Raw genomic sequence first — 23,931 nt, 5'->3', positions numbered from 1 at the left:
CGACCCGGAGATGATCTAGGGTCGGGGCATGGCTACTCCTGACTTCATCCGCGAACTGCGCAAGACGGCCGGCCACCAGCTGCTCTTCCTGCCGGGCGTCAGCGCCGTCGTCTTCGACGACCGGGGACGGGTCCTGCTCGGCAAGCGGGCCGACAACGGCCGCTGGGCGCTCGTCGGCGGAATCGTCGACCCGGGGGAGCAGCCCGCCGACGCCGTGGCGCGCGAGGTGTACGAGGAGACCGCCGTACGCTGCGTGCCCGAGCGGATCGTGCTCGTGGAGACCCTGCGCAAGCCCGTCGTCTACCCCAACGGCGACATCTGCCAGTACCTGGACGTCGCGTTCCGCTGCCGGGCGGTCGGGGGCGAGGCGCGGGTCAACGACGACGAGTCGACCGAGGTCGGCTGGTTCGAGGTGGACGCGCTGCCGGAGATGAAGCGCTTCTCGTACCTGCGGATCGAGAAGGCGCTCGCCGACGAACCCACATGGTTCCGCACCACTGCAACCGACTGAACTATGGCGTCAGCACACATCGGTGGGGGAGGGGCCCGTTCATAGGGTGCGGAGCATGAGCGCCCCCATCACCGTCCCCGGCACCGAGCCCGGTACGGACGCCGCCTCGCCCCTGCCCCGCGCCGCGGGACTCGCCCTCGACCTCACCGGCCGCACCGCGCTCGTCACCGGCGCGGCCGGCGGCATCGGGCGCGCCTGCGCGCTGCGGCTCGCCGCCGCCGGGGCCCGGGTGAGAGCCGTCGACCGCGCAGCCGAGGGACTGGAGACCCTGGCCGAAGAGGCCGGCGCGCTCCCCGGCGTCCTCGAACCCCGGCTCCTCGACCTGACCGACCTGGACGCGGCCGAGGCGGCGGCGGCCGGCACCGACATCCTCGTCAACAACGCCGGGATCCAGCTGGTCCGCCCCATCGAGGAGTTCCCGCCGGACGTCTTCCACACCGTGCTCACCGTGATGCTGGAGGCGCCCTTCCGGCTCATCCGGGGCGCCCTGCCCCACATGTACGCCCAGGGCTGGGGGCGGATCGTGAACCTGTCCTCCGTCCACGGGCTGCGCGCCTCCGCCTTCAAATCCGCCTACGTGGCCGCCAAGCACGGCCTGGAGGGCCTGTCGAAGACCGCCGCCCTCGAAGGCGCGCCGCACGGGGTCACCTCCAACTGCGTCAACCCCGGCTACGTCCGCACCCCGCTCGTCGAACGGCAGATCGCCGACCAGGCCGCCGTCCACGACATCCCGCCCGAGCGGGTCCTCACCGAGGTCCTCCTCAAGGACTCGGCGCTCAAGCGGCTCATCGAACCCGAGGAGGTCGCCGAAGCCGTCCTGTACCTGTGCAGCCCCCAGGCCTCGTTCATGACCGGCACCTCCCTCACCCTCGACGGCGGCTGGACCGCCCACTGAGGCGGACCCTGTGAAGCTCGTCCACAGGGGTGGTGCGACCACACGTACGGCAGGTATCCCTGTGTCCATGTCCCACGAACACGTCTCCTACCTGGAACTCCTCGCCCGGGGAGCAGGGACGGAGGCCTACGACCGGCCCGTGCTGCTCGCCCGTGCGGGCGGCGCGGGCCCCGAGGTACTGGCCGGGCTCGAAGAGGCCAAGCAGCTCGCGCTGCGGGTCCGGGCCGAGCTGGAGGGGCGGCGGCGCCGCGAGGCGGAGCTCTCCGCGCTCTTCGCCACCGCCCACGACCTCGCGGGACTCCGCGACCTCGACGCGGTGCTGCGCGCCATCGTGCAGCGCGCCCGCTCGCTCCTCGGCACCGAGGTCGCCTATCTCAGCCTCAACGACCCGACCGCCGGCGACACCTACATGCGGGTCACCGAGGGCTCGGTCTCCGCCCGGTTCCAGCAGCTGAGGCTGGGCATGGGGGAGGGGCTCGGCGGCCTGGTCGCCCAGACCGCCCGCCCGTACGTCACCGACGACTACTTCGACGACGCGCGCTTCCAGCACACCCGGACCATCGACACGGCCGTACGCGACGAGGGCCTCGTCGCCATCCTCGGCGTGCCGCTCAGCCTCGGCAGCCAGGTCATCGGCGTGCTGTTCGCCGCCGACCGCAGGGCCAGGGTCTTCGAGCGCGAACAGGTCGCGCTGCTCGGCTCCTTCGCCGCGCACGCCGCCGTCGCCATCGACACCGCCAACCTGCTCGCCGAGACCCGCTCGGCCCTCGCCGAACTGGAACGGGCCAACGACATCATCCGCGAGCACAGCGGTGTCATCGAGCGGGCCTCCGAGGTCCACGACCGTCTCTCCGAACTGGTCCTGCACGGCGGCGGCGTCCACGACGTCGCCGACGCCGTCTCCGAGGTCCTCGGCGGCACCGTCGAGTTCACCGAGGCGGGCGCCGGGTCCGCCCGCCGCGCCGGAGGCCACGCGGTCCGCGAGGGCGACGACTGGGTGGCCGCCGTGTCCGCCGGCGGCGAGACCCTCGGCGCGCTCGTGCTCCACGGGCAGCCCGACCTCGACCCCGTCGACCAGCGCACGCTGGAGCGCGCCGCCCTCGTCACCTCCCTGCTGCTGCTCGCCCGCCGCTCCGCCGGAGAGGCCGAGCAGCGGGTGCGCGGCGAGCTCCTCGACGACCTCATCGACGCCCCCGACCGGGACCGCCGTCTGCTGCGCGAGCGCGCCGCCCGCCTCCGTACCGACAGCGACGCCCCGCACGTCGTGCTCGCCGCCCGCATCGACCGGGCCGCCGGCGGCGCCGCCGACTCCGACGCCGGCCGCCGCGAGAGCGCCGACCGCCAACGGCTCTGGTCGGCCGCCTCGCACCTGGCCGCCACCCGTCACGGACTGGCCTCGGCACGTGACGGCGGCACGGTCCTGCTGCTGCCGCTCGGCCCGGGGGAGAGCGCCGCCGACCTCGCCCGGCAGACCGCCAAGGGACTCGGCGGCACCCTGCGCGAGCCGGTCACGGTCGGCGCGTCCGCGCCCGTACGGGCGCTGCTCGACCGGCCGGACCAGGTGGCCGTCGCGTACGGGGAGGCCCGCCGCTGCCTGGACGCGCTCGGCCTGCTGCACCGCTCGGGCCAGGGCGCGGCGGCCGAGGACCTCGGCTTCCTCGGCCTCCTCCTCGCCGACGGCCGGGACATCGACGGCTTCGTGGGCCGGACGATCGGGCAGGTCGTCGACTACGACCGGCGCCGGGGCACCGACCTGGTCCGCACCCTGGACGCCTACTTCGCCAGCGGCATGAGCCCGGCCCGTACCAAGGACGCACTGCACGTCCACGTCAACACGGTGGCGCAGCGCCTGGAGCGCGTCGGCCGGCTCCTCGGCCCGGACTGGCAGTCCCCGGCCCGGGCCCTGGAGATCCAGCTGGCGCTGCGTCTGCACGGCCTGTCGGACGTCGTCACGGGGACGTGACGCACACGGCCCCGTGCCCCGCTCTCGGTGAGCGGGGCACGGGGCTTTCGTGTGCCGGTCAGGCGTCGGCGCGGACGCGGGCGTCCCCGGGGGTCCGCTCGTCGATCTCCGCGAGGTCGCGGTCGCGGGTCTCGCGGGCGCAGGCGAGGGCGACGACGGTGAGCAGCGCGGCGGCGATCACGTAGAGGGAGATCGGCGTCGAGGTGCCGTAGTCGGCGAGGAGCGCGGTCGCGATGAGCGGTGCGGGGGCTCCGGCGGCCACGGAGGAGAACTGGGCGCCGATGGAGGCGCCGGAGTAGCGCATCCGGGTCGCGAACATCTCGGACAAGAAGGCCGCCTGCGGCGCGTACATGGCCCCGTGCAGGACGAGTCCGACCGTGACGGCGAGCAGGAGGGAGCCGAAGCTCCCCTCGTCGATCAGGAGGAAGAACGGGAACATCCAGGCGCCGACGCCTACCGCGCCGATCAGGTACACCGGCCGGCGGCCGATGCGGTCGGAGAGCGCGCCCCAGGCGGGGATGACCGCGAAGTGGACGGCGGAGGCTATGAGGACGGCGTTCAGGGCGGTCTGCTTGGTGAGGCCGACCTGGGTGGTCGCGTACACGAGGATGAACGCGGTGATCACGTAGTACGAGATGTTCTCGGCCATGCGGGCGCCCATCGCGACGAGCACGTCCCGCCAGTGGTGCTTCAGGACCGCCACGAGCGGCATCTTCTCGACCTGCCCGGCGAGCACCTTGCGCTCCTCGGCGGCGGCGAGCGCCGCCTTGAAGACGGGCGACTCGTCGACGGAGAGCCGGATCCACAGGCCGACGACCACCAGGACGCCGGAGAGCAGGAAGGGCACGCGCCAGCCCCAGGAGGCGAAGGCGGCGTCCGAGAGCAGCGCGGTCAGCGCGGAGAGCACACCGGTCGCGAGGAGCTGTCCGGCCGGTGCGCCGGTCTGCGGCCACGAGGCCCAGAACCCGCGTCGCTTCGCGTCGCCGTGCTCGGACACGAGCAGGACGGCGCCGCCCCACTCGCCGCCGAGCGCGAAGCCCTGCACGAGGCGGAGCGCGGTGAGGAGGACGGGAGCGGCGGACCCGACGGTCGCGTGCGTCGGCAGCAGTCCGATCGCGAACGTGGCCCCGCCCATCATGAGCAGGCTCAGGACCAGCAGCTTCTTCCGGCCGAGGCGGTCGCCGTAGTGCCCGAAGACCAGCGCGCCGAGCGGTCGCGCGGCGAACCCGACCGCGTAGGTGAGGAACGACAGCAGCGTCCCGACCAGGGGGTCGGACTCGGGGAAGAACAGCTTGTTGAAGACCAGCGCGGCGGCCGACCCGTAGAGGAAGAAGTCGTACCACTCGATCGTGGTGCCGATGAGACTCGCGGCGACGATGCGCTTGAGGGAACCGGGGGGCGTGGGAGCGGTTGTTGCGGCGGCCATGTGCACCACTTCCGAGCGGGTGACGGGGACGTTCTCGTGTCGCCACACCGTAGGAATGCACCGGTCAGCCGCGTATGTGGTGGGACACCACAGTTCGATGCCTCCGCATGCACCCGGCCGCCATGGCCACCCTTCGGGGCCTCGCGGAGACCTCCGGGGCGGCCGAACTGGCGCCTGCCCGCGTTGCGTTGATCAGGGATGATATGGGGCCACCGTGCCGACGCCCGTGCCGCCTGCGGAGAGGGGAACCGTGCTGAGGGGGACCTTCACATGCGTGGCAGTGCGAAGGGGACGTGTCCGGTGGCGAGGCCGGTGGTGTCGAGGAGGCGGCCCATGCGCTTGCGGGAGCGGAGGAGGACGGTGCGGTCGCTCACTTTCAGCTGGGGAAAGCGCTCGGCGAGCTGCGCCTCGAAGGGGTCGATCGCGTGCAGGCCGCGGAGCCAGAGCATCACGAGGAGGTTGTCGGAGCCACTGACGGAGACGGCGAGGCGGACCTCCTCCATCCGGGCCAGCGCGTTCCCCGTGGCCGCGAGGTGGGTGTGGGGGACCGCGGTGCGGTAGAGCACCACCGTCGAGAGTCCCGCGAGGGGATGGGCCAGGTCGCACCGGAACGTGATGTCGCCGTCGCAGATCATCCGCTGGAGCCGGCGGCGGGCGGTGTGTTCGCTCGTCCCCGCCTTCGCCCCGAGCTCGGTGTAGCCGAGGCGTCCGTCGACGCCGAGGGCCGCGAGCAGCGCCTGGTCCTCCGGCGCCGGCGGGTGGTGCGTGCGGGCGCTGTACACGGTGGACCCCGAAACTCGCGGAGCGGCGAGCTGCGCGTGCCCGGCGGGCTCCATGGCCCGCATCCGCCAGTCCCCGCCTTCGCTGTACAGCGTGATCCCGAGCCGGGTCCGGGTGGACCGGACGCCCTTCAGCCCGCCGATCAGGCCGTGCACCGAGCGGCCGAGGGACGGCAGGTCGGCGGCGGCGACGGACGCCAGGAGGTCGAAGTCGCCGGCGGTCTCGTCGACGCTGAAGACCCAGGGCATGTCGGCCAGGGCGCGGCTGACCGCTTCGAGCGCCCGCGGCCTGCACCGCACCTCGACGTAGGCGACGGTGGCCGATTTCGCCGCGTCGTACGCGGTGATCCAGGCCAGACCGGTCTCGCGCAGCCGTTCCCAGCGCCGGGCCACCGTCGTCGCGTCCACACCGAGCACCCGGCCGATCTGCGACCACGGCGCCCGGGGGGCGGCCTGCAGGGCGTCGACGAGCGCGAGGTCCAGCTCGGAGAAGCGTACGTCCGCACGAGTGTCGCGGGAATCGGGTGTCACGGTGCCCTCTCTGATGCTTTCCTGCAATTCTCCGGGGATTCCGGCCACGGGCCGGATCGTAGGGGCACTTCCGGCCGATGCCCAGCTTCGGCCACGGTGATGAGGAGTGCCGCGTGTCTGCTCCGTCCCCGCAGTCCGCCCGGAGAACCGTCCGGATCACGATCGTCCTGTTGTTCGCCGCCTGGCTGGTCGACTACGCCGACCGGCTCGTCATCAATCTGGTCCTGCCCTCCCTCGGTGCCGAGTTCGAACTCGGCCGCGGGCAGCAGGGCCTGATCGTCTCCGCGTTCTTCCTCGCCTACGCCCTCGCCCAGATACCCGGCGGGATGCTCGCCGACCGGTACGGCGCGCGGCGGGTCACGCTCTGGGCCCTGCTCGCATGGTCCGTGTTCACCGCGCTGACCGGCTTCGCCTGGTCGTTCGCCGTCCTGCTCGTGCTGAGGTTCGTGTTCGGCGCCGCGGAGGGCGTCTTCCCACCCGCCTCCCTGAAGGTCCTCGTCGAGCGGACCACACCGGGCGAGCGGATGGCCGCCAACGGTTGGATCATGAGTTCCAACGCGGTGGCCGGTGTGCTGACCCCGCTTCTCGTCGCTCCCCTGATCGCGGCCTTCGGCTGGCGGTCGGCGTTCTTCTCGACCGCGGCCCTCGGGGTCTTCGTCCTGGTGGCGATACGGATGCGGCTGCCCGCTCCGGTGCCCCGCACGGAACCGGCGGCGGGCACCCGTCGCCCCGGCACGGCAGGCGTCCTGCGGCTGGGGGTGATCTGGCGCTTCAGCGCCATGATGTTCGGTTACAGCGCGATCGTCTGGGGCTTCAACACCTGGGTCCCCTCCTACCTCGGCGCGGAGTACGGAGTCTCCCTCACCGTGGCCGGAGCCCTCGTGGCCGTCCCGGCCCTCGCCGCGGCCGGAGCGATCGTCCTCGGCGGCCGGATCTCGGACCGGCTCGGCGGCCACCACCGCAAGGTGATCGTGCCCGGCATGACGGTGGCCACCGTCGCGCTGCTGCTGGTCGCCTTCTCGTCCTCGCTCACCGGGTTCGTCGTCTTCGGCACGCTCGCGTCGGTCGCCGTGGCCCTCTGCTACATGCCCATCCTCGCCGTCCCGCTGAGCGGACTGGTGCCGGAACAGGTCGGCGTGGGCAGCGCGGTGGTCGTCCTCGGCGGTCAGGTGGCCGGCATGGTCGTCCCGCCCGTGGTCGGCGCGCTCGCCGACGCCTTCTCCTTCCGGGTGGCCTTCGCCTCCCTGGTCCTCGGCGCCGTCATCGCCGCCGTCATGGCCGTCCTGACCCCGCAGGACGCCGCCTCGTTCCGGACCGCCACCGGCGCGTCCCACCTTCCCGCACCCGTAAAGGAGCACCCGTGACCGCCGCCTCCCTCACCCGCCTGCTGGCCGCCCTCCCCGACCGGCTGCCCGATCTGCGTGCCGTCTACGAGGACCTGCACGCCCACCCCGAACTGTCCTTCCAGGAGTTCCGCACGGCCGGGATCGTCGCCGAACGGCTGCGCCGGCAGGGCTGGGACGTCACCGAGGGCGTCGGCGGCACCGGCGTCGTAGGAGTCCTGGCCAACGGCGAGGGCCCCGTGGTCCTGCTCCGCGCCGACATGGACGGGCTCCCCGTCCAGGAGCGGACAGGACTGCCGTACGCCTCCCGGGCGACGGCGGTCGACGGTGAGGGCGAGGAGGTGGCCGTGATGCACGCCTGTGGCCACGACATGCACGTCACCTGTCTGCTCGGCGCCGCCGCCCAGCTGGCCGCCGCCCGTGAGGCGTGGCGCGGCACGGTCGTCGCCGTGTTCCAGCCCGCCGAGGAGGTCGGCGGCGCGCCGGCGATGATCGAGGACGGCTTCCTGGAGCGCTTCCCCCGCGCCCACGTCTGCCTGGGCCAGCACGTGGCCCCCGCGCCCGCCGGGTTGGTCGGCACCCGGCCCGGACCGGTGATGGCCGCCTCCGACAGCCTGCGGGTCCGTCTCTTCGGCCGCGGCGGACACGGCTCGACGCCTGAATCGACCGTCGACCCGGTCGTGATGGCCGCCGCGGTCGTCATGCGGCTGCAGACGATCGTCTCCCGGGAGACGGCGGCGGCACAGACCGCGGTGGTGACCGTCGGCTCGCTGCACGCGGGCACCAAGGAGAACATCATCCCCGACACCGCGGACCTGCGGATCAACGTCCGCTCCACGACCCCCGTGGTTCGGGACCGGGTCCTCTCGGCCGTCGAACGGATCGTCCGCTCCGAGGCCGCCGCCTCCGGCGCCCCGAAGGGCCCGGAGATCACCGGGCTCAACTCGTTCCCCGTCACCGTGAACGACGGACCCGCCACGGGCACCGTCATGGCGGCGATCGCCGGGGTCCTCGGCCAGGAGCGGGTCTTCACCCTGCCCCAGACCCTCACCGGCAGCGAGGACTTCGGCGTCTTCGGCACGGCCCTCGGTGTCCCCTCGGTCTTCTGGCACTTCGGCGGCGCCGACCCCGCCCTCTTCCGGGACACCGACCCCGAGGCCCTGCTGACGGACGGCCTGCCCGAGACGGTCCCGTCCAACCACTCGCCGTACTTCGCCCCCCTGCCCGACCCCACGATCACGACCGGGGTGACGGCCCTGCTCGCGGCGGCCTCCCCGTGGCTGTGCTCCGAGGACACCCGAGTCACCGGAGGCCAGGAGGACTGACGTACCGCTCCCCGCACGGCACTTTCGCTCGTCCTTCCTTCCCCCCCGTCGTGGCCCTCCGGAAAGGCTTCCGCATGAACCCGTACGACTCCGGCACCGATCTCGCCTACCTCAGCGCCACCGAGGCCCGACGCCTGTTCGAGGCCCGTGAGCTGTCCCCGGTGGAGCTGATGCGCGCGGTGATCGACCGCGCCGAGCAGACAGAACCGGTCGTCAACGCCTTCACCGAGAGACTCTTCGACGAGGCACTCGCACAGGCCCGGCACGCCGAGGACCGCTTCCTCGGCAAGGGCGGCCTGGCGCCGCGCCCGCTGGAGGGCATCCCGGTCGCCACCAAGGAGAAGCACGCCATGGCCGGGCGCTCCCTCACCGAGGGCTCGCTCGTGAACGTCGGCACCACCGCGACCGAGAACGCCCCGGTGATCGACCGGATCCTGGACTCCGGCGGCATCATCCACGCCCGCACCGCCACGCCCGAGTTCTCCCTCGCCACCTTCACCCACAGCCGTCTCTGGGGTGTCACCCGCAATCCCTGGAACCCCGAGTTCACCCCCGGCGGCTCTTCCGGCGGCGCGGGCGCCTCGCTCGCGGCGGGCACCGCGCTGCTGGCGTCCGCCTCCGACATCGGCGGCTCCACCCGGATCCCCGCCGCCTTCACCGGCACCGTCGGCTTCAAGGCCCCGTACGGCCGGATCCCCGGCGTCGCTCCGCTGTCCGCCGACCACTACCGCGGCGACGGTCCCATGGCACGGACCGTGGACGACTGCGTCACCTTCGCCAACGTCCTGGCCGGCCCGGACCCGCGCGACCACGTGTCGCTGCGCCCGAAGCTCGTCCTGCCGACCGAGTACGACACGGTCGAGGGGATGCGCATCGCCCTGTGCCTCCGCCTCGGCGCGTACGACGTCCACCAGGAGATCGAGGCCGACACCCGGGCGGTCGCCCGCGCCCTCACCGACGCGGGCGCGATCGTCGAGGAGATCGGACTCCCGTGGACCAAGGACGACCTCCTCGTCAGTCTCGCCGCGCACTTCTCCACGATCTTCGGCGCCCTCGTCTCCGAGATCGAGGCGAAGCACCGCGACCGGATGTCGACCTACGCGGCGGCCTTCGCCGACGCCATGGCGGAGGCCCGCGAGCGCGTCACCTACCTCGACGGCCTGCGCGTCGAGACCCGGTTGCAGCGCGAACTGGGGGAGGCGATGGCACCCTTCGACGCCCTGATCTGCCCGACGACGGCCGTACCGGGCCTGCCCGCCGGAGACGACCTGCTGGGCCGCCTGGTCGTGAACGGCGAGGACCACGGCGAGCCGCTGTGGGCGGCCATGACAGCTCCCTTCAACATCAACAACCGCTGTCCTGTCCTCAACATCCCCAGTGGAATGTCCAGTTGGGGAATTCCCACCGGCGTCCAGATCGTCGGTCACACCTACGACGACCCGACCGTCTTCCGTATCGGCAAGGCCCTGGAGGGCCTCCGCCCCTGGGCCTACACCCCGGACCGCCGGCCCCCGATCAGGCCGGGTTCGGCGAGCAGCTCCTGAGCGCGCTCGCCGAAAGCCGGTCCCTACGATGAGGAAACCTGTCGAGACGTGAACGCCGCCTGACCGAACGGACCGAGAAGGACCATGAGCAAGCAAGTCGTCACCGTCTGTCTGCCGCCGTGCGAGCCGCACAAGGTGCGGGACGTGCTCGCGGCGGCCATGGCCCCGTTCGAGTACGACGCGCAGGTCGGCAAGCCGGACGAGGAGTGGCAGGGGGAGTGGGACCACTGGTTCGTCGACGCGTACGGCTGGGACCTCACCGTACGGCCCGGGCACGAGGACGATCCGCGGATCGTCCGGGACGAGGACGCCCGGCCGCGCCCCCGCTCGTTGTGCGACGGGGGCCCCAAGGGCCTGCTCGACCTCGACACGGGCCGCGTGGCCGCCGCCCGGGAGGCCGGGGAGAGGTGGGACGCCTGGAAGGCCTTCGCCGCGGGCTTCCCTCCGAGTCTGGCGTACACGCACTTCGCGGAGCGGGCGGCCGAGGATCCGGGCTACTCGCAGGACCGGGCACGGGCGGACTTCGGCGCCCAGCCGCTGATCCGCGCGCTCGCCCAGGACCCTGCCCTCAAGACGCGGTTCAGCTGGAACCCCGTGGCATGGTTCGGCGAGGACCGTGCCGCCTTCGTCGAGCGGGCGGAGGCGGACGTCCTGCCGACCTTCGCCCTCCTCACGCTCGACGGCCGCTGGCTGGACGGCAGTTCCCACCCGGCCAACGTCCGCTTCAACGCCTACGTCGACGGTCTGCCGGACACCACGCTCCTCGTCCGGGTGATGTACCACTCCTGAGCACCGCCCGCGCCGCTCGGACGGCGTGATCCCCGACTGCTGAGTCCCCGCACCATGCGCACGGCTTCCAATGTGTGGTTCGCCCCCATGCCCTGGGCGTCCGGGGCCGCCTACCGTGTGCGGACCCGATGCCGGGACGGGCATCGGGCGGACGCGCCGAGAGCGCATGAGTGGGGGAGGCCGGACCATGGCCGACAGACGGAGTCCGAGGAGCGGGTGGAGACAGCGCGCGGCCCGCGTCGTCGCCGTGCTGGGGGTGGTCGCGGCCGGTGCGCTCGCGGCACCCGCCACCGCGAGCGGCGCGGCGGCTCCCCCGTACCTCACCCTGGAGGCGAGCTACGGGGCCGGGACCGTCAGCAACGGCTGGGAGAAGGTCGAGCGCTATCTCGACACGACCACCGGATTCCGAACCGAGGGCTTCCCCGCGGACGGCCGGGGCGACCAGGACGGCAAGCGCGTCACGTACTTCGGCGGCGCCTCCCGTCCTTCCTCGGGCCGCTTCCTGCTCTACTCGGCCCCCGGCTGGAACACCGGCAGCCGCACCACCCCCGTCCTCCTCGTGCACGGGGCGAACGACACCGCGGACCGCGCCTGGGCCAACCCCGGCGAATCGGGCGGCTACGGCTGCGGCGCCGCCTCCTGCCCCTCCACCGGGCTCATGCAGTACCTCTCCGGCCGCGGCCACCGGGTCTTCGCCGTCGGCTTCGCGCACAAGCAGGGCGACAACCTGATGCAGGCACAGGTCGTCGGCGACGCGATCGCCGTCATCAAGGCCAGGCTGGGCGTCGACAAGGTCGACCTGGTCGGCTGGAGCAAGGGCGAGATGTCGACCCGCGCGTACGTGTCGTCCCTGAAGCCGAGCTGGGGCCGGGCCTACGCCGGCGACGTCCGCCGGCTGATCACCCTCGGCGGCCCGAACGGCGGCTACGACTACCCGTACGCCCACGGCTGGGCCCACGACTTCTCCATCTGGCCGGAGTGCGGCGGCAAGGTCAACGCGCCCTCCCCGCACTCCCACATGACCTGCTACGGCACGTACACCGCGCACCCCGAGTTCTCCATGACCCCCTCCGGCGGCCAGGACAACTACCCCGGCCAGCGCCAGATGCTGGCCCGCTGGGACGGGACGTACGGAGTCGACGGCGCCGCCCAGGACTGGTACACGACGTACTACGGCGGCCAGGGCTTCTACACGGCGGGCAGCGGCATCCAGGCCGCCATCGACGCCGGATCGCTCATCGCCCCGCTGCACGCCGCCGGGGTGCCCTCCTCCGTCACCACCTACCTGCTCGCAGGTGGATCCGCCGACATCGTGGGCATCTTCAACGAGAACCGCGGCCCCAGCGACGGAGTCGTGTTCATCTCCAGCGCGCTCGACACCACCGGCATCCCCACCGTCGGCGGCAAGGCCACCATCGTGGCCGCCAACCACCTCGAACTGGGCTGGAACAGCGCCGCCGCCGCCCAGGTCGCCACCTGGCTCTCCTGAAGGACCCGAGGACATGACCACCCTGCACACCCGCCGCGTCACCACCGGCAGACTCACCCAGCAGATCACCGAGGTGAGGACCGAGGGCGAAGCCGTCGTCTTCGTCCACGGCAACGTCTCCTCCTCCGCCTTCTGGCACAGCACCCTGACCACGCTGCCGGACCGGTACCGCCCCCTCGCCGTCGACCTGCGCGGCTTCGGCGGCACCGACCCGCTGCCCGTCGACGCCACGCGCGGCCTGCGCGACTACGCCGACGACCTCGCCGAGCTGCTCACGGCCCTCGGCGTCGAACGGGCCCACCTCGTCGGCTGGTCCATGGGCGGCGGCGTGGTCATGCAGTACCTGCGCGACCACCCGGCCGCGGTGCGCTCCGTCACCCTGGTCAGCCCGGTCTCCCCGTACGGCTTCGGCGGCACGCACGGAGTCGACGGAACCCTCAACTCCGAGGACGGTGCCGGATCGGGCGGCGGCACGGCCAACCCGGACTTCGTCCGGCTGCTCGCCGAGGGCGACCGCGGCGAGGACTCCCCGCTCTCGCCGCGCTCCGTCCTGACGTCCTGCTACATGAAGCCGCCGCTCCGCCCCGCGTACGAGGACGAGTACGTCGAGTCCATGCTCGCCACCCGCCTCGGCGACGACCACTACCCGGGCGACAGCAGGCCGTCCGCCGCCTGGCCCGGTATCGCGCCCGGCACGCGAGGGGTGCTCAACTGCATGGCCCCGACCCACTTCCGCGTCGACGACCTGCACCTCGTCGACCCCAAGCCGCCGGTGCTGTGGATCCGCGGCGAGGACGACATCATCGTCTCCGACACCTCGATGTTCGACCTGGCGCACCTCGGCTCGATCGGCGCCGTCCCGGGCTGGGACGGCACCCCGGCGCAGCCGATGCTGGCGCAGACCCGACACGTCCTGGACCGCTACGCGCAGGCCGGCGGCTCGGTGCGGGAGGTCGCCGTGGCCGGCGTGGGGCACGCCGTCCACCTCGAACGCCCCGAGGAGTTCGGCAAGGCGCTCCTGGAGGTCCTGTCGGCATGACGGTGTGCCGTACCCGGCAGGGGGAGGTCCGAGGCCGGACCTCCCCCGAGGGGGTGACCTCGTTCCTCGGCGTCCCGTACGCCGCTGCGCCCTTCGGCGCGCGACGGTTCCGGGAACCCGCACCGCCCCGGCCGTGGACGGGAGTGCGCGACGCCACGGCCCACGGGCCGACGGCGCCGCACGCGCCCTACGCCCCGCCCTTCGACGCCCTCATTCCGGACGACGTCGTCCCGGGGGAGGAGTGTCTGAACCTCGGCGTGTGGACCCCGGCCCCCGAGCCGGGCGCCGGCCTCCCCGTCATGGTGTGGCTGCACGGAGGCGCGTTCACCAACGGCTCGGGCTCGGCGTCCGCGTACGACGGGAGCGCCTTCGCCCGGGACGGCGTCGTCTGCGTCACGCTCAACTACCGGCTGGGCGCCGACGGCTTCCTGCGCCTGCCGGGCCGCCCCGACAACCGGGGCCTGCTCGACCAGATCGCCGCCCTCCGCTGGGTCCGCGACAACATTGCATCCTTCGGCGGCGACCCGGACCGGGTGACGGTCTTCGGCGAGTCGGCCGGCGCGATGAGCATCGGCGCCCTCCTGACCGCGGAAGCGGCTCGCGGGCTGTTCCACCGGGCGATCCTGCAGAGCGGGGCCTGCCACCACTTCCTGCGCCCCCCGTCGGCGGAGCTGATCGCGGCCCGACTGGCGGAGAAGCTGGGGATCGAGCCGAAGCCGGAGGCCTTCGAGACCGTCCCCCTGGAGGAACTCCTTCCGGCCCAGGCGGGGTTGCGGGCGGAGGTGGGTGCCGACCCGGACCCGGCGCGCTGGGGCGAGGCCGTCCTCAACATGATGCCGTTCGAGCCGGTCCTCCCCGGGCTCGCCCTCCCCGGACCGGACAGCGGCGTCGACCTCCTGATCGGCAGCAACCGCGAGGAGTACCGGCTGTTCCTCGTCCCGACGGAACGCCTCCACGTCTTCCCCGAGTCCTCACTGCGCGCCATGACCGCGGCCTACGGCCTCGACCCGGCCGAGGCCCTCCCCGTCTACCGGGCCGCCCGCCCGGACGCCATGCCCGGCGAACTGCTCGACGCGGTGGCCACCGACTGGTTCTACCGGATCCCCGCCATCCGCCTGGCCGAGTCCGTCCCCGGCTCGTACCTGTACGAATTCGCCTGGCGCTCGCCCCGGTTCGGCGGCGCGCTGGGCGCCTGCCACGCCCTCGAACTGCCCTTCGTCTTCGACCGCCTCCACGATCCGTCGTACGCCCCGATGCTCGGCGCGGACCCGCCGCAGGCCCTCGCGGACGCCGTGCACGGGGCGTGGGTCTCCTTCGCGAAGACCGGCAGTCCCGGCTGGAAGGCGTACGACAGGACGCACCGCACCACGATGACCTTCACCGGCGCGACCGGATCCGTCCCCGTCGCGGACCCCCGGGGCCGGGAGCGGCTCCTCTGGGAAGGGGTGCGCTGACGGGCCGCCGGGCGGTGGCATGCGCGGTCCCGGTGGGCGAAGACCCGTTCGAAAGCCTGCCGGTGGGCGTCCGGGCCCGGCACAATCGTCCGTATGACGATCACCATGGAACGGCCGTCGGCGGGCCGTCGAACGGTCGCCCTGGGCCGGGGATTCCTGACCGGTGGCGTGATCGGGATGTCGCCCGCCGCGCTCGTCGTCGGCACGGTCGTCGAGAGCGTGCCGCTGTTCGTCGCGGGCCTGGTCGTGCCCGTCGTGTACGGCCTGCTCCACGTCCTCGCCGGTGCGCCGAGGCGCGCCCGGGAGGCGGCCGTCGCCCCCCGCACGGCCCGCGCGCTGATCGAGGCCCTGAAGGCCGTCGAGGGCGAGACCAGTGACGTGCCGGTGCGGTTCGACCTCACCGTCGCACCGGACGACGAACCGCCGTTCCGCGTGGCGGTCACCCAGGACGTCAACGTCGTCGACCTCCCCGACCACCGGCCGGGCGGGGTCGTCGTGGTCGAGTACCCGCCGGACCGGCCGTGGCGGGTGAGGATCGTGAAACGGCCGACGCCGGAGTGGGAGGAGCGCGCGGCCGGCGCCCGGCCCGACTCCGCGCCCGGGGCGGCCGTGGTGGCCGAACCCCCGGAGGGAACCGCCGTCGGCTTCGTCACCCTCCTCGGCCTGGTGCTCGGCGCGACCGCCGTGGTCCTGCTGTTCCGCGCGGAGCTGTTCGGCCAGGACGCAGCCGCGCTCCCGCCCGCCACCCCCGCGCCCTCCGTCTCCTCCACCTCGTGGACCGTGGTCGTGTCCTCGGCGTCCGGCAGCGTCGCCCTGGGGCCCGACCGGTCGTTCCTGGACGAGGGCGAGCTGCGCCGGGCCGTCGACTCCCTCACCGGGGGAGCGGGAGCGCGCGAGGCGCTGACCGTCGTCGTACAGGATCGCCTGGTGTCGGTGGTGTTCGCGCCCGCCGGTGCGCGGGGCCCGCGGTTCTACCCGCGGTCCCTGCCCTACGAGCGGATCCCCGCCCTGGTCGAGGAGGCGAGGACCACGCTCGGTGTCCCCTCCGCGCCGGCCTGGCGACTCACCGCCGACCGCCTCACCGGCTCCCTCACGCTCAAGGTCGCCGTGACCGGACCCGAGGGCCCGGCCTCGCTGGAAGCCGATGGTCAGGGCAAGGTGGTGCGGCGTACACCGGCGCGGTGAGACGCGGGGGAGGGAGGAGGACGCATGGGCCTGCACGGGTATCTCGTGCTGTGGTGCGGGGTGTTCGGCGCGGCGGCGCTGATCGGGTACGGGCGTGCGCTGGCCGGGAGGACCCGGGCCCAGCGGACGGTCACGGCCGTGGGGCGGATCGAGAGGGTGAGCGAGCCCCGGCACGGGAGCTCCCCGAGCGACGGGATATCCGTGGTCGTCTCCTTCCGCGACCCTTCCACCGGGCGGGAGTTCACCGTGACCAACGACGGCGAGCGCGGCGAGCGGATCTCCACGGCCTGGACGGGCCGCGAGATCGGCGTCCGCTACCCGCGGGGCAGGCCGCACGCCTACCGCTTCACCTCGAACCTCGACGGAGCCGGACGAGGACTCGGCTGGCCGAACTTCGCCGCCTTCCTCGTGTACGCCGGTCCCGTGGTCGTCACCGCGATCGAACGGGGCTGGCCCTGGGCCCTGTTCGGCTTCGGCTGGCCGTGGGCGGTCTCCGGCGCGTACCACCTGCCCGGGAACGTGCGCCACGCACGGCGCCGCCTCGACACGCTGGCGTCCCTGACCGCCGTGCCCGGGCGCGTCACCGCCGTGCTCAGGCGCGTCAGCACCGACGACGACGGTCACACCTCCACCACCGTGATGCCCGTCGTCTCGTTCACCACCCGTGAGGGCGCGGCGGTCACCGCCTACTGCGACGCGGGTCTGCCGGACCCGGCCGGCTCGTACGGCCGGGACGTCGCGATCCGGTACGCGCCCGGCGACCCGTCCCTCTTCACGCTGGACGCCGAGGCCGAACGCCGCGGGTGGCGGTGGGAGATCGCCCTCAACGTCCTGACCCTGATCGCCGTGGCCTCGGCGGCCGTCGTGGGGGCGGTCCTCGTGTGACCGTCCGGCCGGTCGTCCGGTGGGGCCGGTTCAGCCCCGTGCCGGGGCCTCGCCGCGCCGGCGGGCGGCGCGCGTCTCCGACAGGGCCACGACGAGGGCCGCGAGGTTCAGCGGGAAGGCGACGGCGCCCGCCACCTCGGGGATGCCGACGGCGCGGAGCGCACTGGCCGCCGAGGCGGCGAGGAGGCAGACGAGCGGGAAGGCCCGGCGCCACCCGGGCAGGTCCTTCATCCGGAGGACGGTGACGGAGCACCACAGGGTGACGGCGAGGAGCGCGATGCCGAAGGCGGCGACGGCGAACAGCATGACGACGGACTTTCCTGGTTCTCGGGGATCCCCGGAATTCTCGGTGATCCCCCGGGCCTCGTCCATCCGTGCCGGCACCCATGTCCGGACGGCGGCCCCCGTCGGCCGTCCTACTTCTTCTTGTCGCGGGTGACGACGGCGCCGAACAGGGCCAGTCCCCTGATCACGACCCGGGGTGTGCCCGGCTTCCCGGTCCGCCGGGCGGCGCGCTTGTCGAAGACGCCGAAGAGTCCAAAGCCCCGCACCTCGACCTCGATGTCCTCCGGGACGACGATCCTGGTGCCGCCCCACAGGGCGACGGCGCGGATCTCGGTGTCCTGACTGCTGAACCGCGCCTCCGTGAGGTCGATCCTGCCGCCGCCCCACATCGACCAGACCGTCATCCTGGGCGGCACCACCCAGGCGCCCTTGCGCTCGAAGCCGCCGAAGACACCGACGACGAGACCGCGCGAGCTCGGTGCCCGGTCCACCACGAGCGCGTCCCGCGGACCGGGGAGCGGCAGGCCGCGGCAGGCCTCCTCCAGGTCGCCCCGGGTGCGCGCGGCGTGCACCTCGTCGAGCCGCGCCGACAGATCCGCCAGCGGGAGCCGGCCGTTCTCGACGGCGGCCCGCAGGCGCTCCTCGGCGCCGGAACGCTCCCGGTCCGAGGCGAGGATGTCCAGCTCGTGCGGGGTCATGGCGTCAGCCCTCCGAGATAGGCGGCGAGAACAGAGGAGAGTGCTGTGCGGTAGGCGGCGTCGTGACCGGGCAGGTCGGGGTCGTGCCCGAGGTCGGTGAGCCAGTAGCGGCGCCCGAGGGCGTAGCCGTACGCGCCGGACATGGCGAGCAGGACGACCCTCTCGATCCGCGCCCGGTCGGGCCCCTCGGGCGGGGGGAGCACCGAGCGGACGCCCTCCTCGATCACGTCGACGAGGCGGGAGAGGTTCGTGGGGGAGTCGGGGGCGGTTCCGTCGTCCCAGCCGTGGAGCTGCGACCACGTCCAGAGCCGGACGTAGCGCTCGTCGGCGAGGATCTCGAAGAGCACCTCCGTCATGCCGTTCGCGTACGGGACGCTGCCGTCGGCGCGCATCCGTTCCCGTACGAGCTCCCGCTTGCGTTCGTTCTCGCGTTCCAGGACGGCGCGCACCAGGGCGCGGTAGGTCCCGAAGTAGTGCGTGACGAGCCCGTGCGTCACCCCGGCCGCCTCCGCGACCCGGCGGAGTCCGACGCCGTCGGGCCCGTACCGCGCGATGAGTTCGGTGGCGGCGTCCAGGATCTCGGCACGTGCCTGGTCAGGGGTGCGCCGGCGTCGTGCGGCGGGCACGGCACCTCCTTGTTGGCATGGTGGACAACAGCTTGTTGTCCACCATGCCAACAAGGAGGGGGACGGTCAACTAGCCGCGTCCGGCGCAGACATGGAAGGGGGCCGTCCGCATACAGGAAGAAGGTCACCGGGTTCCGGAAATATTGGCCTGAATTCCTCTACGGAACGGCCCCCGATCATGGAAACTGTCCGCAACGGCCTAAAAAGAAGGCCGAGTTCGTCAAGAACTGACAAGTGCGGGGGATCAACATGGCAAGGATTGCTCACCGTCGTTCGGCGCGCATAGCGGGCGTGATGGCCGGCGCGGCTCTGATCGTCGGCGGCACGACCGGAGTCTCGAACGCCGCGACGACCCCGCCCGGGGCCACCGCGTTCACGGGCCTCGGGAACTACGGGGTGGTCACCACCACGCACCCCGACGCCACGGGCTGCAACGGCTACAAGGTGGTCGGTTCGGGGACCGTCACCGGCAACCGGATCACCGGCGGCGGCACCTGGTCGCAGAAGGAGGACGCGTGTACCGCCACCGTCCCCGGCAAGTGGGACATCAACGGGTCGGTGACGATCACCGAGGCCGACGGTGACCAGCTCTTCTTCACCTACCACCTCAGCGCGCCGCTGACCTCGGACAACTTGGTGTACCCGACCGGCACGTTCACGATCACCGGCGGCACCGGAAGCTTCGACGAGGCCGTCGGCGGCGGCAAGATGAACGCCTCGGTCAACCTGCTGGACAAGGCGCACGTCAGCGCCAACCTGGACGGCAGCATGGGCTTCCGGTGGCAGATCTGACCTAGGTCCGCAGTCGGGCGGGTGACGGCCGACCGTCCCCGCCCGCCGCCCCGGGCCGGCCTCGCCCCCGGCGAGGCCGGCTCCGCTTCTCCGTCCGCAACGCCAGTGGCGCGAATGCCTCGACGGAAGGGCCCCCGATCGGGGAAACTTGTCCCCAACAGCCCTGTAAATGGGCCTAGTTGGGCATCTGACAAGTTCGGGGGAGAACATGGGAAGAGTTGCCCGCCACTGGTCCGCGCGCATAGCGGGCGTGATGGCCGGAACGGTACTGATCGCCGGCGGGACGGCCGGCGTCACCTTCGCCGCCGAGACCGGCCGCGCGTCCGTCGCCGCCGAGACGTACGAACCGACGGTCAACATCACCAACAACTTCGCGGTGGTCGCGACCACGCATCCCGACACCGTGGGATGCAACGGCTACAAGGTGACCGGGAAGGGAACCTCCGTCGGCAAGCCGGTCACCAGCGCCACCTGGACCCAGGACGAGGTCGTGTGCACCGCCACGATCCCCGGGAAGTACGACATCAAGGGCACGGCGACGATGATCGAGGCCGACGGTGACAAGCTCACCATCAGCTACACGCTCTCCGCGCCGCTGACGGCGGACACCATGGTCTACCCGTCCGGGACGTTCAAGATCATCGGCGGCAGCGGCAACTACGCCTTCGTGGGCGGCAGCGGCAAGATGAACGCCCGCGTCAACCTCCTGGACCACGACCACGTCAGCAGCTCGCTGCTGGGTGACATCCAGTACCTGGGCTGATCCGGCCGACGGCCGGACCGCGACCGGTGGCGGCGGTGCGCCGCCGCCACCCTCCGTCAGAGCCGGCTCCGCCGTACGGGGCCGGCTTCGGCGTTCCCGCCGGGCTTCCGTCGGTCCCGCCGGGCTTCCGCAGTGCTTCCACATCCCGACGAGCTTCCGCAATCCCGCAGTACCTCCCCATCCCACCGCGCACTTCCGAGGGGCCGCACCATGAAGAGCACGATGCAGGACCGCGAACTGCTGGTTCGCGACATCCTCGCGCACGGACAACGCGTCTACGGGGACAGCCGGGTGGTGCGATGTGCCGACGGACCGACCGCACGGTCCTTACAGTCCTTCGCCGACATCGCCCGCCAGGCCGAACAGCTCGCCGCCGCCCTCGCCCGCCTCGGCGTACAACTCGGCGAGCGGGTCGCCACCCTGGCCTGGAACACCCCCGAGCACCTGGTGGCCTACCTCGCCGTACCGAGCATGGGGGCGGTGCTGCACACCCTCAACCTGCGCCTCCACCAGGACCAGTTGGGCTACATCGTCGAACACGCGGAGGACGCCGTCCTCCTGGTCGACGCGACCCTCCTGGACATGCTCGGACCTCTGCGGGACCGGCTGGGCAGCGTGCGGCACGTCGTCGTCATCGGAGACGCCCCGGAGCCGGACCTGCCCGCGCACATCGCCGTACACCGCTGGGACGCGCTCCTCGCCGCCGAGCGGCCCGGCTACGACTGGCCGGACCTGGACGAGCGGGAGGCGGCGGCGCTCTGCTACACGACCGGCACCACCGGCAACCCCAAGGGCGTCGCCTACAGCCACCGTTCGATCACCCTGCACACGCTCGGCGTCTCCGCCGGCGCCGGATTCGCGATGCACGACGGCGACCGCGTCCTGCCGATCGTGCCCATGTTCCATGCCAACGCCTGGGGCTGGCCGTACGCCGCCTGGCTGGCGGGCTCCGACCTGATCATGAACGGCCGGCAGCTGCACACCCCGGACCTGGCCCGCATCATCAACGAGGAGCGGCCCACCGCGGTCGCGGCGATCTGCACCATCTGGAACAGCCTGGTCCACCACGGCGAGGAGCACCCGCTGGACCTGAGCGCCGTACGGCTCGCGGGCTGCGGCGGCGCGACCCCGCCGCGCGCCCTGCTCGCGCGGCTCAAGGACCGCTACGGCGTCCGCCTGAAGCAGGGCTGGGGGCTGACCGAGACCAGCCCCCTCGCCACCTTCGCCGTCCCGCCGCACGGCACCCCCGACGAGGAGGAGGTCCAGTGGCTCGCCAAGAGCGGCCGCGTGATGCCCTTCGTGGAGGTCCGGCTGATCGCGGAGGACGGCACCGAACAGCCCTGGGACGGCACCTCGGTGGGCGAACTGGAGCTGCGCGGACCCTGGGTCACCGGCTCGTACTTCAACACCGAGGACTCCCCGGAGAAGTTCCACGACGGCTGGCTGCGCACCGGCGACCTCGGCGTGATCGAACCGGGCGGCTGGGTGGTGGTCAGCGACCGACTCAAGGACGGCATCAAGAGCGGCGGTGAGTGGATCTCCACCATCGAGCTCGAGAACGCGATCATCGAGCACCCCGCCGTCCTGGAGGCGGTCGTGGTCGGAGTGCCCGACCCCCGCTGGGAGGAACGCCCCCTGGCCTGCGTGTCGCTGGTGCCCGGAGCCGGGGTCGGCGGGGACGAACTGCGAGCGTTCCTCAGCGGGCGCGTGGCGCGCTGGTGGATCCCGGAGCGGTGGTCCTTCGTGGACGCCGTGCCCAAGACCAGCGTCGGCAAGTACGACAAGCGGGCCGTCCGCAGCCTGTACGGGGACGGCGCACTGGACGTCTGGGCACCGGAGGGGTCCGGGACGTCCCGGGACTGAGAGCGGAGGCGGCGTCCCGGGAGCGAAGACGAACGCGGCACTCCGCCACCGAGCACGAAGGCGGCGCCCCGGGTCACCGGGGCGCCGCCTCCCGTACGTCTCAGACCGCCGGCAGGGCCTCCGCGAGGAGTTCCCGCTGACCGTCGGGGCCGAGGCCCAGCTCCCGTACCCAGCGGAGCGTCAGGACCAGGCGCGCCTGCATCGTCCTCTCGGGGTCCAGGTGCTCACCGCCCCCCGCCGTCCCGCCGCTCAGGCCCTCGGCGACCAGGCGTTCGAGGGCCGCCGGGTCGAAGTCCTCCGCCCCGGCCTCCAGCGAGCCGAGGAACTCCGCGACGTACCCGCTGATCTCCGGCGCCGTCGCGCCCTGCGGGAAGCGGCGGCGGGCCGCGAGCCCGAACGCGGCACCGACCGCCTGCCCGTACTGCGGGTCGGTGGGGTCGAGCGTCGCGGACTTCTGCGCGAACCCGATGAAGTCGAACGCCAACAGGGCGCCCAGGACGTCGAGTTCCGTCGTGGCGGCGGTCGTCATGCCGGCTCACCTTCTGCCGTGGGGGAGGAGATCGTGCTGTTCCGGTCGGCGGCGGTGATCGCCGCCGCCGCGCGCTCGGCGTCGGCGCCGACGAAGCCGATCAGCGCCGAGCCGCGGGTACGCATCCGGTAGAGGCCCAGGTAGTGGCTGCCGGGCAGCACCCCCGTGCCCTCGGTGTGCCGGGGCTGCCCCTCCTCGTCGAGCATCTCCGGGTCCAGCCAGCTCCAGTCGGTGAGGTAGCCGGTCGCCCAGATCACCGCGGACGGCTTCACGCGCTCCCCGTCCGCGACCAGCAGCTCGGCACCCTCGGCCGCGGTGATCCGGCCCACCGTCCGCATCCGGCCCGCGGCGACGAGACCGGGCACCCGGTCGCCGACGACCGGGTCCGGCGCCTGCATGCTCACCGGCAGGCTCATCACGCCGAGGACGCTCATCCACCAGAACATGTCCCGGCCGACGACCGTCTGCGGCAGGGGCGGCGACACGGCCTCGCTGCAGCTGAGGACCACGGTGTGGGTCTCGGACAGCTCCGCGGCGATCTGCCGGCCGGAGTTGCCGTCGCCGACGACGACCACGGTGCCCGGCGGCACCTGGGAGGCGCTCCGGTACTCGCTGGTGTGCAGGGTGGGCACATCCGGGCTCAGCCCGGCGGCGAAGTCCGGGACCCGGGCCGTGCCGAACGCGCCGGTCGCGATGACGACCTGGCCGGCCCGGCACTCGCCGTGCGCGGTGGTCAGCAGATAGCCGTCGCCGTCCCTGCGCAGCGACAGCACCCGGTGGTCGGTCAGCACCGGGAGGTCGAACCGCTCGGCGTACTCCCGCAGGTACGTCACCACCTCGTCCTTGCCGGGGTAATGCGCCGCGTCGCCGGGGAAGGGGAGGCCCGGCAGTCCGGAGAACTGCGCGGACGTGAACAGCCTGAGCGTGTCCCAGCGCCGATCCCAGGTCTCGCCGACCTCGCTCCCCGCGTCGAGCAGCACGCACCGGATCCCGGCCTGCCGCAGGTGGTACGCGGCGGCGAGCCCGGACTGGCCCGCCCCGACGACGGCGACCGGCACGGACGCCGGCAGGGTGCTCGTCGGCCGACGCGTCGGGTCGGCCTGATCTATTCGCATACCGAGTGTCCTCGTCTCTTGGACCTGGAGCCCGCGGAACCGCGGGACCGGTCCGGGGTGAATCGGCCGGACCGGGGCGGACCCGGTCCGGGCCGGAACGGG

Annotated in this window: 22 protein-coding genes; 15 read left to right on the top strand and 7 right to left on the bottom strand. The window is 72.8% G+C overall.

All coding sequences use genetic code 11. The annotated features are described in order from the left end of the window. Positions 1-28 precede the first annotated feature (28 nt). The 3 genes from ACN9MM_RS05560 (at position 29) to ACN9MM_RS05550 (ending at position 3,369) form a co-directional block, all read left to right on the top strand. Positions 29-511, top strand: a complete 483-nt coding sequence (locus tag ACN9MM_RS05560; RefSeq protein WP_383667796.1) for an NUDIX hydrolase — start codon at positions 29-31, stop codon at positions 509-511. A gap of 55 nt (positions 512-566) precedes the next feature. Continuing rightward, entirely contained in the window at positions 567-1,406 is an 840-nt protein-coding gene (locus ACN9MM_RS05555) for a 3-hydroxybutyrate dehydrogenase (RefSeq protein ID WP_426362584.1), read from the top strand. A gap of 67 nt (positions 1,407-1,473) precedes the next feature. After that, complete coding sequence (locus ACN9MM_RS05550) at positions 1,474-3,369, top strand: helix-turn-helix domain-containing protein (RefSeq protein WP_426362583.1); 1,896 nt, start codon at positions 1,474-1,476, stop codon at positions 3,367-3,369. A gap of 58 nt (positions 3,370-3,427) precedes the next feature. Here the strand turns inward: ACN9MM_RS05550 and ACN9MM_RS05545 are convergent, their stop codons facing one another. After that, a complete protein-coding gene (locus ACN9MM_RS05545) occupies positions 3,428-4,795 on the bottom strand; it encodes an MFS transporter (RefSeq protein WP_426362582.1) in 1,368 nt (455 codons plus the stop codon). A 266-nt stretch (positions 4,796-5,061) separates the two neighbouring features. Continuing rightward, positions 5,062-6,105 carry an Lrp/AsnC family transcriptional regulator gene (locus ACN9MM_RS05540; RefSeq protein WP_426362581.1) on the bottom strand — a complete coding sequence of 348 codons (1,044 nt, stop codon included), beginning with the start codon at positions 6,103-6,105 and terminating at the stop codon, positions 5,062-5,064. A gap of 113 nt (positions 6,106-6,218) precedes the next feature. Between ACN9MM_RS05540 and ACN9MM_RS05535 the strand changes: the two genes are divergently transcribed. The 9 genes from ACN9MM_RS05535 to ACN9MM_RS05495 all read left to right on the top strand — a co-directional run bounded on the left by ACN9MM_RS05535 (position 6,219) and on the right by ACN9MM_RS05495 (position 17,158). Then, positions 6,219-7,469 (top strand): MFS transporter, encoded by a 1,251-nt coding sequence (locus tag ACN9MM_RS05535; protein WP_426362580.1) that lies wholly within the window; start codon positions 6,219-6,221, stop codon positions 7,467-7,469. After that, positions 7,466-8,773 carry an amidohydrolase gene (locus ACN9MM_RS05530; protein ID WP_426362579.1) on the top strand — a complete coding sequence of 436 codons (1,308 nt, stop codon included), beginning with the start codon at positions 7,466-7,468 and terminating at the stop codon, positions 8,771-8,773. The genes ACN9MM_RS05535 and ACN9MM_RS05530 overlap by 4 nt, the downstream gene beginning before the upstream one ends. Positions 8,774-8,847: 74 nt before the next feature. Then, positions 8,848-10,317 (top strand): amidase, encoded by a 1,470-nt coding sequence (locus ACN9MM_RS05525; protein ID WP_426362578.1) that lies wholly within the window; start codon positions 8,848-8,850, stop codon positions 10,315-10,317. 84 nt (positions 10,318-10,401) lie between these two features. Next, positions 10,402-11,106: a hypothetical protein gene (locus ACN9MM_RS05520; RefSeq protein ID WP_426362577.1), complete on the top strand. Its 705-nt coding sequence runs from the start codon at positions 10,402-10,404 to the stop codon at positions 11,104-11,106. 187 nt (positions 11,107-11,293) lie between these two features. Further along, the gene (locus ACN9MM_RS05515) at positions 11,294-12,595 is read left to right on the top strand and encodes an esterase/lipase family protein (RefSeq protein ID WP_426362576.1); all 1,302 of its coding nucleotides are present in this window, start codon (positions 11,294-11,296) and stop codon (positions 12,593-12,595) included. Positions 12,596-12,608: 13 nt separating this feature from the next. Next, positions 12,609-13,634, top strand: a complete 1,026-nt coding sequence (locus ACN9MM_RS05510) for an alpha/beta fold hydrolase (RefSeq protein WP_426362575.1) — start codon at positions 12,609-12,611, stop codon at positions 13,632-13,634. Further along, positions 13,631-15,088 (top strand): carboxylesterase/lipase family protein, encoded by a 1,458-nt coding sequence (locus ACN9MM_RS05505; protein ID WP_426362574.1) that lies wholly within the window; start codon positions 13,631-13,633, stop codon positions 15,086-15,088. Before ACN9MM_RS05510 ends, ACN9MM_RS05505 begins: the two co-directional genes overlap by 4 nt. Before the next feature lie 93 nt (positions 15,089-15,181). After that, positions 15,182-16,273 (top strand): hypothetical protein, encoded by a 1,092-nt coding sequence (locus ACN9MM_RS05500; RefSeq protein ID WP_426362573.1) that lies wholly within the window; start codon positions 15,182-15,184, stop codon positions 16,271-16,273. A gap of 24 nt (positions 16,274-16,297) precedes the next feature. Continuing rightward, the gene (locus tag ACN9MM_RS05495) at positions 16,298-17,158 is read left to right on the top strand and encodes a DUF3592 domain-containing protein (protein WP_426362572.1); all 861 of its coding nucleotides are present in this window, start codon (positions 16,298-16,300) and stop codon (positions 17,156-17,158) included. 30 nt (positions 17,159-17,188) lie between these two features. Here the strand turns inward: ACN9MM_RS05495 and ACN9MM_RS05490 are convergent, their stop codons facing one another. The 3 genes from ACN9MM_RS05490 to ACN9MM_RS05480 form a co-directional block, all read right to left on the bottom strand. Then, positions 17,189-17,464 (bottom strand): hypothetical protein, encoded by a 276-nt coding sequence (locus tag ACN9MM_RS05490; RefSeq protein WP_426362571.1) that lies wholly within the window; start codon positions 17,462-17,464, stop codon positions 17,189-17,191. 110 nt (positions 17,465-17,574) lie between these two features. After that, positions 17,575-18,141 carry a DUF1707 SHOCT-like domain-containing protein gene (locus ACN9MM_RS05485; RefSeq protein ID WP_426362570.1) on the bottom strand — a complete coding sequence of 189 codons (567 nt, stop codon included), beginning with the start codon at positions 18,139-18,141 and terminating at the stop codon, positions 17,575-17,577. Then, complete coding sequence (locus ACN9MM_RS05480) at positions 18,138-18,767, bottom strand: TetR/AcrR family transcriptional regulator (RefSeq protein WP_426362569.1); 630 nt, start codon at positions 18,765-18,767, stop codon at positions 18,138-18,140. The genes ACN9MM_RS05485 and ACN9MM_RS05480 overlap by 4 nt, the downstream gene beginning before the upstream one ends. A 294-nt stretch (positions 18,768-19,061) precedes the next feature. Here ACN9MM_RS05480 and ACN9MM_RS05475 point away from each other — a divergent pair, with 294 nt between their 5' ends. The 3 genes from ACN9MM_RS05475 (at position 19,062) to ACN9MM_RS05465 (ending at position 22,185) form a co-directional block, all read left to right on the top strand. Beyond that, positions 19,062-19,559 (top strand): hypothetical protein, encoded by a 498-nt coding sequence (locus ACN9MM_RS05475; RefSeq protein ID WP_426362568.1) that lies wholly within the window; start codon positions 19,062-19,064, stop codon positions 19,557-19,559. A gap of 208 nt (positions 19,560-19,767) precedes the next feature. Next, positions 19,768-20,322, top strand: coding sequence for a hypothetical protein (locus ACN9MM_RS05470; RefSeq protein WP_426362567.1), 555 nt, complete (start codon positions 19,768-19,770; stop codon positions 20,320-20,322). A 210-nt stretch (positions 20,323-20,532) separates the two neighbouring features. Next, positions 20,533-22,185 carry a long-chain fatty acid--CoA ligase gene (locus ACN9MM_RS05465; protein ID WP_426362566.1) on the top strand — a complete coding sequence of 551 codons (1,653 nt, stop codon included), beginning with the start codon at positions 20,533-20,535 and terminating at the stop codon, positions 22,183-22,185. A gap of 100 nt (positions 22,186-22,285) precedes the next feature. Here the strand turns inward: ACN9MM_RS05465 and ACN9MM_RS05460 are convergent, their stop codons facing one another. Together ACN9MM_RS05460 and ACN9MM_RS05455 are read right to left on the bottom strand one after the other, a co-directional pair. Continuing rightward, on the bottom strand, positions 22,286-22,714 hold the full coding sequence (locus ACN9MM_RS05460; protein WP_426362565.1) for a hypothetical protein: 429 nt from the start codon (positions 22,712-22,714) through the stop codon (positions 22,286-22,288). Continuing rightward, positions 22,711-23,829, bottom strand: coding sequence for a flavin-containing monooxygenase (locus ACN9MM_RS05455; RefSeq protein ID WP_426362564.1), 1,119 nt, complete (start codon positions 23,827-23,829; stop codon positions 22,711-22,713). The genes ACN9MM_RS05460 and ACN9MM_RS05455 overlap by 4 nt, the downstream gene beginning before the upstream one ends. Between the last annotated feature and the right edge of the window lie 102 nt (positions 23,830-23,931).

Source organism: Streptomyces sp. E-08 (assembly GCF_049913095.1).
In the GTDB taxonomy this organism is placed as follows: Bacteria; Actinomycetota; Actinomycetes; order Streptomycetales; family Streptomycetaceae; genus Streptomyces.
The sequence above is the reverse complement of the archived record's forward strand: the minus strand, read 5'-3'. Positions and strand labels throughout refer to the sequence as shown.